Below are 17,011 nucleotides of genomic sequence, written 5' to 3'. Positions count from 1 at the left end.
AATGCTCCAGGTCAAGCACCGCCTCGCCGCGTGCTCGGTGTACGGAGCGGGCTTGACGCCAACCGCCAGCTGTCCCCTTCGCGTTCGGCGAACCCCAGGGAGTGCAGTTCGTACAGCCTGCCGAGGGCTTCCTCGGGCGTGGTCGCGGCTTCGCGGGCGATGTCTGCGACGGTGGCTTCGCCGTGGCCGGGCAGGGTGTCGAGTACGCGTGCGGTGGCGGGGGCGAGCAGGTCCCTGGGCAGGACGGGGCCCCGGCGTGGCGGGGCGAGTTCGCCCATCTCTCCGACGAGTTCGACGATTTCGGCGGCGTCGGTGACGAGGGCGGCTTCGCCGCGCAGCAGTTCGTGGACTCCGGCGGAGAGTCCGCTGGTGGCGGGGCCCGGTACGCCTATGGTGTGGCGGCCGAGCCGTTGGGCGTTGCGCGCGGTGACGAGGGAGCCGCTGCGGTATTCGGCCTCGACCACGACGGTGCCCCGGGTGAGGGCGGCGATCACGCGGTTGCGCTGGACGAACCGGCTGGGGGTTGGGTGGTCGCCTGGTGGCAACTCCGCTACGAGTACGCCTTGTTGGGCGATGCGGTCGATCAATTCGGCGTGGGCGCGTGGGTAGACGACGTCGACTCCGCTGGCGAGGACGGCGATGGTGGCGCCGCCTGCGGCGAGGGCGCCGCGGTGGGCGGCGCCGTCGACGCCCGCGGCGGCGCCGGAGACGACCACCCAGCCTTTTTCGGCGAGTCCGGCCCCGAGGGTGGCGCCCATGTGGGCGCCGTAGGGCGTGCAGGCTCGGGCGCCGACCACGGCGACGGATCTCAGGGCCCATAGCCGTAGGTCGGCGGGGCCTCGCAGCCAGAGTCCGACCGGGCGGGCGTCGCCCAGGTCGTCCAGTTGTCCCGGCCATTCAGGGTCTCCGGGGCAGGTGAACCGGCCGCCGAGCGCGGCCAGAGTGGCCAGGTCACGCTCGGGGTCGGCGCTCGCCGCGCGTCTGCGGTACCCGGCGAGCCGCGCGGTGCTCACTCCCGTGAGCCGGTCGTCGGTGTCCTCGGCGTCCTCGGGTGAGGTGAGGCGGCGCATCAGGTCCGCCGCCCCGTACGTTCGCAGCCAGCGGCCCGCCCGTTCGTCCCCCGGTTCGATGATCCTGGTCAGCGCGGCCCGCGCCAGCCGCTCGCGCTCCCCCGGGCCGCCGCTGGCCGCCGGTGCGCCCTCGGCCGCGCCGACACCGGTTGGGCCCTCCCCACGCGAACCGGCGGACCCGACCGACCCGCTCACCCCGCACCTCCGACCGGCAGCGGTGCCCCCCTGGAGATGCCCGTTCTCAGTTCCAGGGCGAGGCCGATGTGGGTGTCGTCGGGGCGGTCGTCGCCGCAGAGGTCGGCGAGGGTCCAGGCGACGCGCAGGACGCGGTCGAGGCCTCTGGCGGTGAGCAGGCCGCGTTCCATGTCCCGTTCCGCTGCGGCGAGGGCTCCGGGGGCGGTGACCCAGCGGGTGCGCAGCTCGTGTCCGGGGACTTCGCTGTTGGTGGTCCAGGGCGTGCCCTGGAGGCGGGCGGCGGCCCGTTCGCGGGCGGCCAGGACGCGGTCGGCGACCTGTGCCGTGGAATCGCCGCGTCCGCCTTGGGCGAGGAGGTCCTCGCGCCGGACGGGTTCGGCTTCCACGCGTAGGTCGACGCGGTCGAGGAGGGGGCCGGAGAGGCGGGCCTGGTAGCGGCGGATGACGGACGGGGGGCATTCGCAGCCCGCGCCGTGCAGGGTGTGGCGGCCGCAGGGGCAGGGGTTGGCGGCGAGGTTGTAGGTGGGGTTCAGCCCTGACCGTTGACCGCCTTCTTAAAGCATCCGCTTGGGAGTGCGCCGCAGGCGACGACGCGTCTGCGGACGCATGTCCAACGTCGCCGCCGGCGGGAAGAACTGCCCGGTCCGCTTCCGCTGCGTGGGCTGCGGCCACTTCCGCACCGATGTCTCCTACCTGCCGGACCTGGAGGCCTACCTCACCGGCCTGCTCCGCAACCGCGAACGTCTCATCTCCGCCTTCGACGCGGACAGTTGGGCGAAGCGCGAAGCCATGCCCTCGGACGAGGAGATCCGTCGGGTCCGACGCCTCATCAACCGCGTCAAACAAGACCTCGACGACCTCACTCAAGAAGACCGGGCCCAGATCGAGGAAGCCGTCTCTGTCGTCCGCCGCGGCAGAAACGTCCTCTTGGGCATGCCCACCATCCGCCAGCCTTCTCCCGACTTCCGCCCTGGCAGGACCGCATGACCAGCATGAATGAGGGGCGGCGGGCCGACTCGGCCCGCCGCCGCGAACGCGTCCTCAAAACTCTAGACACCATGCTGCGGAGCGACGGCGATATCACCGTCTCCGGCCTCGCCCGCGCGGCCCGGGTCGACCGCACGTTCCTCTACCGGCATCGGGACCTTCTCGAACGCGTCCACGCCGCGGCCACGGCACCCCCGGAAGAAGGCCGGATCGCGGCGGTCAGCCGTGCCTCGTTCCAAGCCGACCTGGCCAACGCCGTCGAACGCAACAAGCGCCTCGCCGCCCGGATCCACCAGCTGGAGAAACGCCTTTCTCGGACCCTTGGCGAGGCCGCATGGGCCGATTCCGGGCTCGGGGCGGCAGCCGACATCGACCAGCTCCAGCGCCGGATCACCATGCTCGAACAAAAACTCGCAGCGAAGCAAGGCGAGCTCGAAGAGCGAACCGATGAGCTGGAAGCAGCGCGAAACGCGAACCGCGAAATTACCCGAGCACTCAATAAGCGCCTATAAGCATGGCATCCAGAACGAGAATTCTCCACGGTTCTTGAACATCACCCGGCGAAGCTGCCCTGGGAGCTGGTCCTGTGAGTAACGAGGAACTCATCGATGGCGAAAGCCCGTGCAGCTTGCCGGAAGCGGAGCTTGAGCACCGCCGCGGCTACCAAAATCCTGCAGCGTCAGCCGCCAGTTTCGCCGCTGTTTTCTGGGCTCAGCAAACAAACCTCATGCCGACTCGTACGGCGCACGATCTCCTCTCACAGCTCGCGTGTCCACGAGTGAGGGCTTCTAGATCATTTGTGGGACAGTCCTCAGGGCAAGTTCTTCAGGTCGCGGAAGACTTCAGCGGTATTGGCGGAGAAACAGGCCGATGGTCAGGTTCGCATGGATCCACGAGCCCCACGTTGTCGGAGGCGAGGCCTCTTCACCTTATGAGGCTGAACCTCGGGCGGCGAAGACTACCCTCCACAAGCGCCACGCTAGCTGCCCGGTGCTGTTGGCTTAGCAAACGGTTCCTACACGTGAGAAGCCGACCCTGCCGCGAGCGGGCGATTACTTGAATATCTGCCTCCAAAACAGTGGCACATCCTCAATCGTAATCGCCTTTTTGACCTTCGGATAGAGGACTAGAAGCCGTCAAGCAATGGATTCCGGAAGAAGTGACTCAGTTCTGCGATTTCAAATAGGGAGATTGCCGCCAATGCCTGAAGGTTCCCATCTTCGACAACCCATTCATTTTTTGATTTGGAAGCTAGCCGTCGCGCCTCTTTTGTTTCATTCAGCTGAACGCGCCAGAAATTCCCTCGGAACTCCACGTCGTTCGCCTCAGGGAAGGAGAATTTTACAAATCGATGCTTGGGGGCGACAGCTCGCCTGGCTGTAAGCCGACAAGGTGCGCCCTGGACCAAGCCAGCTACGCCGGATCGGATCTGCTTAGTCAGGGAGTGGTGTGGCGCGGACAGCCCATAGAACTCACATAGCATTTCCCCGTTTAATGAAATCCTCCAGTCTTCAAGAGTCCCTCCGGTCGCCGAACGTGAAGCGGCTTCCCTTGATGCTGAACGCATTACAGATATGCGACCAAGCGGAGTTTCCGCGTATGCAGATTCTTCCCCGTCCGTAATTGGGGAAATCCAGGCGATAGGTGACACCCGAAGCTTTCGCTCAAATGTGAATCTCATCCGCTTCCTGTCTTAATTATTCTGAGGTGTCGGCTGCGGCCAGTTTCGTTGGCCGCAGCCGACACCTCGTTTACGTGAGGCAAGCTCAGGCTATCGCCGCCTGAACCTATTCCAGGTCTGCCCGAAGTAATACGTTGCCGGGCCCTGCCCTGTCAGTGCCCTGAAGGCCCCTTGGAAGCCTCCTCGAACGCTGTTGCTTGCCAGGTAACCAACACTTTCAGGTCCGGTGGTCTTGTGGCCAAAAGCCTTGTCTGCAGCTAGGTTTGCCGGCGTTGCAGTTAAGGCACCAATCACCGCGCCAGCGATAACTACGCATGCTAGGCCCGCCGTTCCTGCACACGCCGCACCTGCCCCGATTCCTGCGATGAAGCCTGAGCCTATGCCGATACCGAATTGGGTGAGATTCCTCGCACCTATCGCCTGTGCTGCATCTGCGACACCAGAAACGACCTTTCCTCCGCTGCTGTCCCAGGCGTCGCTGAAGTGGCCCTTCATCAAGCTTCCGAAGATGCCGTCCTTCTTACGGCGCTCCGCTTCCGCCTTCTTGCGCGCTGCTTCGGCTGCGGCTCGCTCCTTGGCGCGAGCGGCATTGCCGCGGTGGCTGCCGTCCCAGCTCTTGCAGTCCGGGTCGTGGTGGCAGGAGCGTTGCATGCGCTGCTTGTAGCGGACGTAGTCGGGGGCCAGCGTGCCGCGGTGCGCGTTGGTGATCATCTCGTAGTTCTTGCCGTAGCCGGTCGGCCGCGTGCCGCCGTGGGTGCAGGTGTACTGGCCGCTTGCGCATTCCTCCAGTCGCTCGCCGGTCGGGTCGGAGAAGGTGACCGGGTTGTTGTTGCTGTAGGCGTAGGCGTTGTGCTGGCGCGGGTCATCGGTTATCAGCAGTGGGTCGACTGAGATGAACCTGCCCAGTGCCGCATCGTACTCGCGGGCACCGAGGTGAGTAAGTCCGGTGGGATCGGTGGTGCCGCCGACGAAGCCACGCGTGCCGGGGAAGACCCCGGCTTGGGTGGATCGGTCTTGCCCGAACGGGAGTTGCTTGCGCCGGGTTATGGCGAGGGAGCCGACGGCCACGGCGGTCAGGGCGGTGCCCTGGCGGTCGGAGAAGAGGTAGGAGATGTCGGATCCGGTGCGGACGGCGACGGTTTCGCTGTTGTGCGTGTAGTAGCGGGTGCCGGCCTTGGCCCCGTCCGCGTTCAGCTTGAGCTCGTTGCCCTCTGGGAGGGTGAGGGTGCTTGTGCCGTCGGCGTTCTTGGCGATCAGCCGCTCGCCGTCGGCGTCGTAGAGGTAGCTGGTGGTCTTGCCTGCTTCTGTGAGCGTGGCCAAGTGTCCTTCGGCGTCCCAGGTGAGGTTCTGGGTGACGGAGCCGATCTTCCGCTGTGTGGTGTTGCCTGCCTTGTCGTAGGCGAAGGTGCTGGTCTGGCCGTCGTGTGCGCCGCCCTTGACGTCGGTCTGCTGGACGGCGTGCGGAAGACCTGTCTTGGCGGTCGGCTGTGTGTACGTGGTGACGGCGTCAGAGCCCGCCTGCGTCCCGGTTCCGTGTTCGGTCAGCTTGGTGCGGTTGCCGATCGCGTCGTAGCCGTAGGTCTGCCAGTAGGCGTCCGGGCCACCGGGCGTGGCCGACGAGGGGGCTGCAGTGCAGTCCGCGGCGGCCGTCCATGCCTCGGAGAGGCGGCCCAGCGCGTCGGTGGTGAAGCATTGGGCGTCGACGCTCTTCGCCGCATCCTGGCCGCTGGCGGTGGTAATGCCGGTGACGTTGCCTGACGGGTCGTAGTTGTAGGAAGTGTCGTCGACGCGCTGAGGTGCGAGGTCACGGTCGGTGATCTGCCGCATCATGCGGCCGGTGAACTCGTCGTACTCCTGGCTCTTGTAGACCTTCTTGCCGACGTCGCCGAATTCGGTGCGTACCGGGCGCGAGTAGACGTCATAGGTGGTGTTGGCGGCGAGGACAACACCGGCCCGGCTGGTGCGGATGGGCAGGTCGTCGCTGTTGTAGTTGGTCGTGACCCGTTCAGAGGGAACGTCTCCGATGGCGGGATGAAGTGTCCAGTCCGGCAAGCCGGTCTGTGCGTTATAGCCGTATGTCCAGGTGTAGGAGCCCGCGAGGCCGCCGGCGGCCGACGGGATGGTGACCGTGGTGGATGTCGGCTGGTAGCGATCACTGAACCCGCCGTTGGCGGTGGTGTACTCGGTGCCGCCAACGTACCGGGTAGCGCTGGTCAGCTGCCCTTTCGCAACGGTGTCATAGGTCCACATGGCCAGGGTGGTGGCGCCCTGTTTCAGCTCTGTCTTGCGGCCGAGCTTGTCATAGCCGCTGGTCAGCGTAACGCCGCGGGCGTCCGTGCTGCTCACGGCCCGGTCTGCCCTGTCGTAGGTGATGGTAGCCAAGCCCTTATCCGGGTCATCGGCTTTGATCTGCCGCCCGCGTGCGTCGAAGCTGAACTTCCACTCGTTTCCGGCAGGGTCAGTGATCTTCTCCGGCTGCTCCTGCTTACCGTACGCGTAGGTGGTCGTCTGGAAAGTCGAGCGGTCTGCATTGGTGTACTGGATGCGCTCGGTGATCCGGCCGAGAGCATCCGTGACCGTCGTGCCGGCGGTGCCGCCCAAGGGCGGGATCACGGTGGTGCGGTCACCCTCGTAGGCGGTCTTGGTACGCCACTGCTCATCGCCGAACTTGACAGCGATCGCGTCGGTGATCCGGCCGGTTCCGTCGTAGAGGTTCTGGGTTGCTGAGGGAACGGTGTTGTCCGCTGCGGCCACCAGGGTCGTCGAGGGGGTGCCTGAGGTGTAGTAGGCGGAGTACGTCTTCCTCGTCCAGCCGCGGGTGTCGTACAGGGTCTCTGTGACGATTCTGTCCTGGGTTCCTGTGGCCGGCGACTGGGTCTCGCGTTGCCGCAGCAGGCCGTCGTAGAGCGTGTAGGAAGTGGCGTAGCTTCCGTCACGCTTCAGTGTTTTGGTTGCCACGGAGTTCGGGCTGGTGCGGGAGATGTCGTAGCTGTACTGCGCGGAGGGCTGGGTGGCGTGGTCGGCCTTGGCCCAGCCGGGCTGCCACACGTTCAGCACGCGTCCGAGGCCGTCGTAGGTGACGTCGGTCCGCTTGCCGTTGGGGTCGACGGTCCCGGTGATGACGCCGCGTGCCGGGTCGTGCTCGGTGGTCATGGTGTGGCCGAGCGCGTTGGTCTCGGTGCTCGACGTGGGCGCCTCGCCGGTCTTCGGCGTGTAGGTGGTGGTGGTCGTGTTGCCGAGGGCGTCGGCCTCGGTCAGCACCCGGCCGTACTGGTCGTAAGTACGGGTCTTCGTGGTGAGGTAGCCGGTGCCCGTGTCGTCCTGCTCGTCCAGGCGGGTGACGTCACCCGCAGACGGAGCGGCAGTGAGCGAGCCGGCGCCGTCGTAGAAGTTCCGCTTGGTGGCGATCAGGTCGTCGGGCAGGGACGGCGTGGTGTCGCAGGCGACGGCGACGGTCTGGGTTTCGGCGATGAGGTCGAGGATGTTCGCCGCCGTGTTCTTCGCGTAGGTAGTGGTCGTGCACTCCTCGTCGCCACTCTTGCTGGCGTCACCGAGCCGGGATTCGGTCAGGATCTGGCCGTTGCCATCAAAGGTGCGGTCGGTCTCGGTGGTGCGCCAGCCCGATCCCACCAGGGTGCGGGACTTCTCCGACCCGGCGGCGGTGACGTACGCCTTCATCGCTGACAGGCCGGTTCGTGCCTGCGTGGCGGTCGCAGCAGAGTGCCACGGAGCGTAGGCCGTGGTGGAGAGCAGCTTGCCGCCGTCACCGTTGAAGGTGGCCTCCTCACGGGCCATGCCGGCGAAGGCTGCATGGTCGGTGGCCCCGACGCCCTCGTGGTCCTTGACTTCCGCGCCGTCGATGCCGCGGAAGTAGCGGTACTCCCGCAGCGTCCTGGCGTCCGAGCCGGCACCGTTGCGGACCTGGACGCGCCCGTAGCCGCGGCGGCTTCCATAGGTGAGGTACTTGGACTTGGTGAACTCGTCCTCGTCCTTGCCCCAGGACATGCCGTCGAGGTACGTGTAGTCAGTTTCCTTGGCGGGCGCGCCGCCGGTGTTGTCCTGTTCCAGCACTTGGGTGGCGACGTAGGAGTGGAACCAGTCCAGATACGGCTCGTAGTTGGCGCCCGGGGCCTCCGGGGGTGACCACATGACCGGATAGCAGCGCCTGGCGTTGGACGAGGGGCTCGGTACGTCCCCGGCCTTGCAGTCGGGGGCGGAGTAGGTGACGCCGATGGTGCCGCCGGTCTCGGTGTCGATGCCGTAGACGCGGTAGCGGATCATCGGAGGCACCGGGTCAGCGTTGCCGCCTGTGGTCGCGCCTTCGACGCGGTTGGCGAGCGGCAACCCCTTGAACGTGACCGGGGGCAGGGAGGTGTCGCCTGTGCCTGTGTGCCCCGTGCGGGTGATGGAGGCCAGCCACAACGCGCGAGTCGTACCGTCGTTCGTGGCGGGGAACTGCTGGCTGAGCGCCCAGGAGTCGACAGGCTTGTAGGCGCCGCCGACCAGCACGGATGTGTCGATTTTGGTCAGCCGATTACGGGTCCAGAAGGAGGGCGAGTACTTGTCCTTGCACTCGGTTCCCGAGGCGCAGTACTGATCGAACGGCACGTCCGGCCAGTTGGGGGCATGGCTCTTGTCGAAGGTCCCGCAGTCGGCCAGGCACCGCTCGGAGACCCCGAACTCGGCCTTCGCCGCGGCCTTGCCGTAGAAGTCGCTGGAGCGCAGCCCGTACTCGATGCGCTTGAGGTAGCCGCCTCGGTCGTACGGAGTAGCGGTGGAGGCGCCGGTGTTCGCGTTGACGTTACGGCCGTAGGAGTTGACCTCTTTGGCCCAGTAGTACGTCATGGCATCGCCGTGCGGGTCGATGACGGCGTCCAGGTTCCATCGCCAGGCCTGCTGGCACCAGGAGTCCGCGAATGCAGCGGCGTGGCAGGGCTCGCCGGACTGGTTGCCGTACACCGGCACCGTCCACGTCGAGTTGGTCTCGTCCTTGCCGGCGGCCCAGCCACTGGGGCGGTTGTACCCGAAGTAGTAGCGGGTCCCGTCGGGCGTGGTCACCCGCCAGTACTCGCCGTCATTGTCCTTGTTGTTGGTGCTGCTCGTAAGCTTCTCGATCTGCGTGCCGTCGTCGTTCTGCAGGTGCCATTCCCCGGTCGTGTCGTCCTTGACCAGGGTGTTGGTCTTGCCGCCGAGGTTGAGGACGGCGTTGTCCTTCTTCCAGCACAGGTCGCCGACCTTGGCCGTGGTGTTGCTGCCCGTGGTGTCGTCCACGCACGAGACGTAGCGGCGCTCGACATAGCCCGGATCGAGGGACCAGCCGTCGCCGACCCAGTTGGCCTGGTTGTTGGTGGCCGCGGTCCGGCCGTCGATCGACTGCGAAGAGTACGAGAGACCGAGGTCCGGCTCCAGACCACCCGGTACCTCAGGAACCTTGATGTCGTATGTCCAGGAGAAGCCGCCGTTGTTGCCGCCCGCCGACCAGGACGCGGACGGGGCCAGCGAGGTCGCCTTGAAGTCCCCGGAAGGGCCAGAGGGACCGGCAGTTGCCGCCAGCAGCACCGTATTCTCTGCGGCCGCGAGACCCGTGACCGAGTGCATGACCGCGGGCGCCTTGGCCACAGGGGCCTGAGGGGCGGATGCGGTGCCGTCAGCTGCCGGCAGCTCGACGGAGGCTGTGAGCGTGGCGTCCGCGATGTTGTTGGCCGTCTTAAGGACGCGTCCTGCGCCACAGTTCTTCGCCGTAGGAGTGGCCAAGGCGCATCCCGGGAGCTGCCGCAGCGTCAACCGCGACGCCCAGCCGCCACCGTACGCCTCTTTAAAACCGGAATAGTCGACCTGCACATCGACATCGCCCTTCGCTCCCTTGGTGGGGCGCACGGCCAGGACGACGCCATCGACGCCCAACTTCTCAGTGGATTGCCGGTCCAAGATCTGAACCTGAGCTTCTACAGGGCTCCCTACTGCCCCACCTCGGCTTCGACCCAGCCGGGTCGGCAGTGAGCCAGCCTGGACCTTAGCCGACTTGGTCAGGTCCGCCTTCGCGATACCCGGCTCAGGCCACGCCACCTTCGGCGACTTCCGCCATGCCTGCCGGGCCGCCTCGTCCACCCGGGAGTCAAGGCGGCCTTTCACCACCTTCGCGGAAACCGGATCCGGCTTCTTGAGGCTCAGCAGATCCAAATCTGCCGCCGCTGCGACCGGCCCCCCCAATAGCCCGGAAAACAATAAGACAGAAAGGAGGGCTGACGTATTCCGCGCCCATCCCCCACTGCGTCTTGTTCTGATTCTCCCACCCCGTGACATGCGCAGATCCCCACCTAGATCGACAGCTAGATAACAGCAACCAAAAAGGACGATAGCAGCGCATGGGAACCATCCTCGATGGAATATCTGATTCAGGGATTGCTTTTCAGCCGCATTCGTGACACCAAGGCAGGCGATTCACGCCTGAACGTCCGATGTATCCCGTCATTTTGCCCCTCATACAAGCCACTCTGACCTTCCGTGGGCGGCGCCCGCGCGACACGACACCGTAACCACTCGCCCCAGACACCCCAGACGATCTAATGTTGAATGCGACCAAATCTGGGAGGGGAATGACCGGTATGAGATATCGGACATCTAGAGGAAGAAAGAGAACGTGGGGGGCTGCGGCTTCCGCAGCCATAATCACCATCTCCATCGCCACTTCAATGCCGCAATCGGCTGCAGCAATTCCACGGCAGGCCTACCCTCAGGCTAGCCCCAAAGGGGCCAATTCTGGAGAAACACGCGCCCTTGCTGAGGCCGCTGAGTCCGGCGAACGGGTAGAGGTCCTTTCCCTGCGTACCGAGACCACGCAGGTCTTCGCCAATCCGTCAGGATCGTTCACCGAGGAGCAGTCCGTCATCGCTCAACGGGTACGGCAGGGCAACAAGTTGGTGGATATTGACCCACGTCTGCATGCGACAGCAGATGGAAAGATTGTTCCTAAGGCCACGTCGGTAGGGCTGGAGTTTTCTGGCGGCGGCAACGGTCCGCTGGCCACGATCATCCGTGACGGTCGCAGTATGTCGCTGTCATGGCCGACTCCGCTGCCCAAGCCGACCGTCTCTGATGACAGCGTGACCTACGCGGACGTCCTGCCAGGGGTGGATCTGAAGCTACGTGCCGCCTCTGCGGGATTCGGTCAGTTACTCGTGGTCAAATCCGCTGAGGCAGCTGCCAATCCAGCGCTGAAGAGCCTCAGATTCAAGCTCTCCACCAGCGGCGTGAGCGTCTCTACGGATGAGCACGGCACTCTGCGTGCGCTGAACCCGGCGGGGCAGGAGGTTTTCACGGCGCCAGTTCCCCTCATGTGGGACAGCTCCACGTCAGCGACGGGCAGCTCAGCCCCCGGCATCGCACCCACGTCGGGGAAACAGTCTTCAGCATCAGCAAGCGAACCAGCCACCCCACCAGTGCCGACCGATGAGTTCGAGCCGGGACACGGAGCACAGCAAAGTGCGATGCCTCTGGCCGTGACAGGCGACACCGTCACTCTGGCGCCCGACCAGTCACTGCTGACCGGCAAGAACACCACGTATCCCGTGTACATCGACCCGCCCGTGGACGGCTCCCGCGAGGCGTGGACGGTGGCGTACGCGAGGTACCCGAACAGTTCCTTCTACAACGGTAAGGGCTGGGGAGGCTCCGGGTCCTCGACCTCCACCGCCCGGGTGGGCTACGAGAACGAGACGAACGGCTTGGGCCGCTCGTTCTTCCAGATGGATACCGACAGGCTGTGGAACACCCGCAAGAGCATCATCAAGTCCACGTTCCGGATCAAGAACACGTGGTCCTGGTCGTGTGAGGGCCGCAAGGTGGAAGCCTGGTTCACGGGATCCATCTCGTCGTCGACGACCTGGAACAACCAGCCTTCCTGGGCCCGCTACCTCAACCGGGTCGATGACGCCAAGGGCTGGAGCTCGGACTGCCCGGCAGGCAACCTCGCCTTCGACGTCACGTCGGCGGCCGTCGAGGCCGCCAACCGGCACCTGCCCAACATGACGCTGGGCCTGCGGGCAGCCGATGAGGGCGACGTCTACGCATGGAAGAAGTTCGATGTCGGAACAGCGCTGCTCAGCACTGACTACGACACCTACCCCAACAAGCCCAGTGGCCTCTACACCCAGCCGGACAGCGGCGCGCAGTGCGGAGCCAATGCCCCGTTCACCGTCATCGGCAACACGGACATCACCCTCGGCGGCACGTTCTCCGATCCCGACGGCGGCACCGTCAGAGCGCACTTCGAGCTCTGGCCGACCGGACACGGCGGCGCGGCCAACGAGGTCAACACCACGGTCAGCGTCACCTCCGGACGCGGCGCGAAACTGGTGGTCACCAAGGACAAACTCGCGCAGCTCATGAAGAACGCGGGCCTGACCGGCACGACCACCTTCAGCTGGCAGGCCCAGACCCAGTCCGGCTCGCTCAGCAGTGCCTGGGCGGACGAGTGCCACTTCCAGTTCGACGGCACCCGGCCCAGCAGCCCGCCCGGCGTCACCTCCCCCCAGTACCCCGACGGCTCGGAGGGATGGCCGGCCGAGACCGGTCAGGCCCGCACCGAGGGTGTTTTCACTCTCTCGAGCGGCAAGGTCAGTGATGTGGCCAAGTACGAGTACTGGACCGACTGGGATCCCACCGTCCGAACGGTCAGCCCGGCCACGATCGGCGGATCGGTCAACGTCAAGTTGACTCCGCCATCCGCCGGTGCGCACGCACTGGGCGTCCGAAGCCTGGACCGCGCCAATAACCGCTCTGACGGCACGGCCTACCGCTTCTACGCCAACAGCCCGGCCACCCCTGACAAGCCCGGCGACCTCAACGGCGACGGCACAGCCGACTTCTACGGTGTACGCACCGACGGAGCCCTCTGGCTCTACCCCGGCCAGGGCAACGGGTATGCGGGGGCCTCCGCGGTAGCAAGCAACACGGACTTCAACGGCGCCTCCGTCACCCACCGCGGCGACTGGACGACCGACGGCTTCGAGGACCTCGTCGGTCTTATCCCCAGCGGCGACGGCAAGATCCTCAAGGTCTTCCCCAACAACGGCGTCGGCTACGCCTGCACCGCACGCAATGAACAAGCCGACGGCGCCTCCCGATCCTGCCTCTACGACCAGCAGGAACTCAACGTCTACAACCCCGCCAACAACCACTGGTCCAACGCCGATCAGATCGTGGCCATCGGCGACGTAGACGGGCCCCTGGACACCAACGGCGACGGCACCATCGACGTCGCCGGCCACACCGACCTGCTCGTTAAAACCGGCGACCAGCTCTGGCTCTACTACGGCGCCGACAGCTTCTCCCTCGACGAGTACCGCGCCCCCGTACTCATCGGCGACGGAGGCTGGTCGGACTATGACCTCGCCGCTCCCGGCGACCGCACCGGCGACGGCCGCGTCGACGTGATCGCCCGCGGCAAGAGCAACGGCGAGCTCCGCCAGTACCAGGGCACTGGCCCCAACGGAGAAGGCCTCGGCTACGGCCCAGGCGCCACGGTGATCGGCACCAGCTGGACCCCCGCCTACCGACCCCTATTCACAGCCGTCCCCGACACAAACGGGGACGGCAAGCCCGACCTGTGGTCCACCGGCGGCGATGGCAAGCTCTACTTCTACTCCAACATCCAAGGCGCCGGAGCCGAAGTCGGCATCGGCGGCTGGAAGAACTTCCAGCAGATCAGCTAAGTGAGGAGCTAAGGGCAAAGCCGCCCCTCATCCGCCTGTCCGGTTGGGGCACTCGGGCCGCTCTGAAGCTGACAGGCCCTGCGCGGTGGACCCGGAGCACGGTCATGTGCTCCGGGCCCACTACATGGGACAAGGAGACGCTGCTGGACCCTGCGGACGACATCACCACTTTCGTCATCCTCTCCACATCACCAGGGGGACCGGTCTGCTGGAACACCACAATTATGGGCCAAGCACCGGGGCCACTCCGGAGAACCAGGGGGTCCACGCGGCTGTCCGTCATCCATGGGCCCCAACGCAGCCCCGGGCAAGGCGGGAAGGAAAGGTGGCGATCATGCAGCAAGTATCTGGCTCTCCCGCCGCAACGAAGACTCATATTGCTGCGCACCCCGGCGCGTCATAGCGCGTGCTCCTCCCAGAACGGGTGGCTCCACACAGCAGGATCCTCGTGCGCACGGCCTTGCATGGGTGCCCGTGCACGGACATCGTGAGAATTCGCTGCCGGTGGCTCCGGCACGGCAGCCGCATGCGGCGTCGCTCCAGCGCAGGACTTGCACATGTCTGCGAGGTGCCAGGTGCGCCCCCGGTTGGCCCGGATGAGAAGAAGCTGCAGTGATCCTGAACACGGAGCTTGGCGCCTATGCCATACGCACGCCCGTTCGCGGCACTGGCACGTCCGCAGGTACGGCGGCAGGCGCGACTCCAAGAGGTGCTGAGCCAAGTGTCGACGGATTTCCGTGATGAGGCTCGCACCGGTCACGTTAATGTGTGAGACACATGCGCTGCAGGCCAGAACCGGAGCCCCGTCCGGGCTGCTGATCGCGATCGTCCAAGCGCGCGAGGGCAGAGTGGCAGACATCGAATTCCTCCCGAGCCATAAGTTCGCCTTGCCCCGAACCCGGCGGTCAGCCCGAAGCGCCGACACGGTAGTGCAGATCCCTGCCCTTACGGAGAGCGCGCGTATGCCCACAAAATAGGGCAGAGGTCTGCACTGTCAGGGCAGGGGTCTGCCCCGTCGTATTGATGCGTGACGATCTTTCCGCCGCCGGAACCCAACCCGACGGCGCTCCGTCAGCTCCTCTCGCAACTGCGCGCAGAGCGGAGCTGGAGCTACGACGAGCTAGCCGCCCGCAGCGGCTTGTCGCGCCGTACGCTCATCGAGATCGAGCAGGGCCGTACCGTCGGCTCCTTGGCTACCTGGCACGCCCTCGCCCACGCTTTCGGCATTCCCCTTGGCGAGCTCCTCGACTCGCTGTGCGCGGGGCACGAGCCGCCGGGCCTGGCGCCCTGACCGCACTCGGGCACACCTCACCCGTACGAGACAGCAATATCGGCCAAGTGTCCCCGAGTCGTTCGTTTGTGGTGTGAGCGTCACCGCATAGAGGGGATCTGGCGGCGCGCACTGCTGCGGCGAGCGTGTCGGTTGGCAGTTTGAACTCCGGCACCTGTCCCTAGTGCAGGCTCTGTTCCGTACGGCCGCGCTGTGGCGCAGGCCGTCATCGCTTCCGGAGAACCCTGATGTCCTTTACTCCCACTGAAGAACAGGCTGCTGCCCTTGAGGCTTTCAAGGGCAGCGTTCACCTGGCCATTCAGGCTGGCGCAGGCACCGGCAAGACCTCAACGCTTGCCCATCTCGCCGAGCAGATGAGCCAGCGCCGGGGGAGCTACCTTGCGTTCAACCGTGCCATTGCCCAGGACGCGGCTACCCGCTTTCCTGCATCGGTGCGGTGCAAGACAGCCCACTCGTTGGCCTATGCCGCCCTGGGTCACCGTTACCGTGAGCGGCTCAACAGCCCGCGTAGGCCAGGCTGGCAGGTTGGCCAGGAGCTGGGACTTACCAGGCCTATTCGCATCAACGGTACCGAGATTCTGCCGACCACCCTGTCGAACACGGCACTGAAGGCGGTGTCGCGCTTTTGCCAGTCTGCCGATTCGGAACTGGACCACGCCCACGTCCCCAGGCTGCGCTCTCTCGAAGGCGACGCGGCGCACGCCGAACTGGCCGAACTCCTGTTGCCCTACGCTCAGCGAGCCTGGGCGGACCTGCACTCCCCCTATGGAGGCGTGGTCCGCTTCGAACATGACCACTACCTGAAGATGTGGGCGCTGACCGACCCCGTCCTCAGCGGCGACTTCCTGCTGCTCGATGAGGCGCAAGACACCAACCCTGTCCTCGAGCAGATCGTGCTGTCCCAGAGCGGGCGCCTGCAGATCGTCATGGTCGGTGACTCTGCCCAGGCCATCTACGGGTGGCGTGGCGCCCGAGACGTGATGACGGGCTTCGACGCTTGCCATCTCACTCTTAGCCAGTCCTTCCGATTCGGCCCAGCCCTGGCTTCCGAGGCCAACCGCTGGCTCCGGCTCAGTCGCGCACCCATCCAGCTCACAGGTTCCGCTGACATCTCTACGACCATCGGCCCCCGCAGCGGACGCCCCGACGCCGTACTATGCCGGACCAACGTGGGCGTCATCACCGAACTATTCAGCCTTATCGCATCAGGGGCCGCCACGGCACTCGTCGGTGGCGGCGACAGCCTCCGCTCCCTTGCCCAAGCCGCACGCGACCTCATCGAAGGGCGGCGCACCCACCACCCCGAACTTGTACTGTTCACCAGCTGGAATGCCCTGCGCGAATATGCCGAGTACGACCCTGCCGGCCGCGACCTGCAGCCATTCGCGAATCTCGTCGACGAACACGGTCCCGAGGCCATCCTGCGTGCCGTTGAACGCCTTGTCCCGGAAGCCCACGCCCGCGTCGTCATCTCAACCGCGCACAAGGCAAAGGGCCGAGAATGGCCCTGCGTCCGCATCGCCGACGACTTCACCCCGCCCGCCGACACTGACGAGCTCGACGCCGACGGCAAACCCGTGCCCGGGCCCATCAACGAAGCAGAGGCGCGCCTCGCCTACGTAGCCATCACACGCGCCCGCCACCACCTCGACCCGACTGGACTCAACTGGATCAATCGCCACCCCGACGGCAAGGCATCCACAGATTGATCGAATCTTTGTTCTGATTCTCGTGTGGGCGCCTTGCGGGGCTGGGGCCGGTGCGGCACGCTGCAAAGTAGGGCTGCTAGTGGACTGTCGGCGGGAGGAGGAGGCGATATGGAAGAGCTCTCGCCACAGGGTGCCCTCCTGACGCTGTGCGTCTCCCGGCTCCCCGGACGCACGCTGCCCCGGCATTCCTGGGCGGCTGAAGTACTCGTTGAGCAATTGTGGGCGTACACCGCTGAACGGCCAGAGAGTGACGGCTGGTTGGCCGTTTTGCTGCCACTTGTCGGTATCCGTGGCGTGGACGCGCGCCGGGTCCGGGCTGAAGTCTGGGCATTGGCGCAGGAAGGTGCGCTGGTTCCTGCAGGCGT

7 protein-coding genes and 1 pseudogene are annotated in these 17,011 nt (G+C 65.8%); 5 read left to right on the top strand and 3 right to left on the bottom strand.

Going from position 1 to position 17,011, the window contains the following annotated elements; all coding sequences use genetic code 11:
- Positions 1 to 11 precede the first annotated feature (11 nt).
- Entirely contained in the window at positions 12 to 1,265 is a 1,254-nt protein-coding gene (gene dprA, locus BX283_RS28885; protein ID WP_373979302.1) for a DNA-processing protein DprA, read from the bottom strand.
- Positions 1,262 to 1,780: pseudogene (locus BX283_RS41735) on the bottom strand (ATP-binding protein); the annotation flags it as partial. The pseudogene BX283_RS41735 and the gene dprA, both read right to left, overlap by 4 nt.
- A gap of 91 nt (positions 1,781 to 1,871) precedes the next feature.
- On the opposite strand from BX283_RS41735, the gene BX283_RS28875 reads away from it, so the two are divergent.
- Positions 1,872 to 2,252, top strand: coding sequence for a transposase (locus BX283_RS28875; protein ID WP_101390405.1), 381 nt, complete (start codon positions 1,872 to 1,874; stop codon positions 2,250 to 2,252).
- A complete protein-coding gene (locus tag BX283_RS28870) occupies positions 2,249 to 2,764 on the top strand; it encodes a DUF6262 family protein (RefSeq protein ID WP_101390404.1) in 516 nt (171 codons plus the stop codon). The genes BX283_RS28875 and BX283_RS28870 overlap by 4 nt, the downstream gene beginning before the upstream one ends.
- Before the next feature lie 1,259 nt (positions 2,765 to 4,023).
- Here BX283_RS28870 and BX283_RS28865 read toward each other — a convergent pair.
- The gene (locus BX283_RS28865; protein ID WP_257583910.1) at positions 4,024 to 10,113 is read right to left on the bottom strand and encodes an RHS repeat domain-containing protein; all 6,090 of its coding nucleotides are present in this window, start codon (positions 10,111 to 10,113) and stop codon (positions 4,024 to 4,026) included.
- 1,319 nt (positions 10,114 to 11,432) lie between these two features.
- Between BX283_RS28865 and BX283_RS28860 the strand changes: the two genes are divergently transcribed.
- From BX283_RS28860 to BX283_RS28850, 3 genes are all read left to right on the top strand, one after another.
- Entirely contained in the window at positions 11,433 to 13,646 is a 2,214-nt protein-coding gene (locus BX283_RS28860) for a DNRLRE domain-containing protein (RefSeq protein WP_257583909.1), read from the top strand.
- A gap of 1,027 nt (positions 13,647 to 14,673) precedes the next feature.
- Complete coding sequence (locus BX283_RS28855) at positions 14,674 to 14,937, top strand: helix-turn-helix transcriptional regulator (protein WP_101390402.1); 264 nt, start codon at positions 14,674 to 14,676, stop codon at positions 14,935 to 14,937.
- 227 nt (positions 14,938 to 15,164) lie between these two features.
- The gene (locus BX283_RS28850; protein ID WP_101390401.1) at positions 15,165 to 16,646 is read left to right on the top strand and encodes a UvrD-helicase domain-containing protein; all 1,482 of its coding nucleotides are present in this window, start codon (positions 15,165 to 15,167) and stop codon (positions 16,644 to 16,646) included.
- The last annotated feature ends 365 nt before the right edge of the window (positions 16,647 to 17,011 follow it).

The sequence above is a fragment of the Streptomyces sp. TLI_146 genome, assembly GCF_002846415.1.
Lineage (GTDB): Bacteria > Actinomycetota > Actinomycetes > Streptomycetales > Streptomycetaceae > Streptomyces.
Note: the sequence above shows the minus strand (reverse complement) of the source record. Positions and strands in the feature narration are given on the sequence as shown.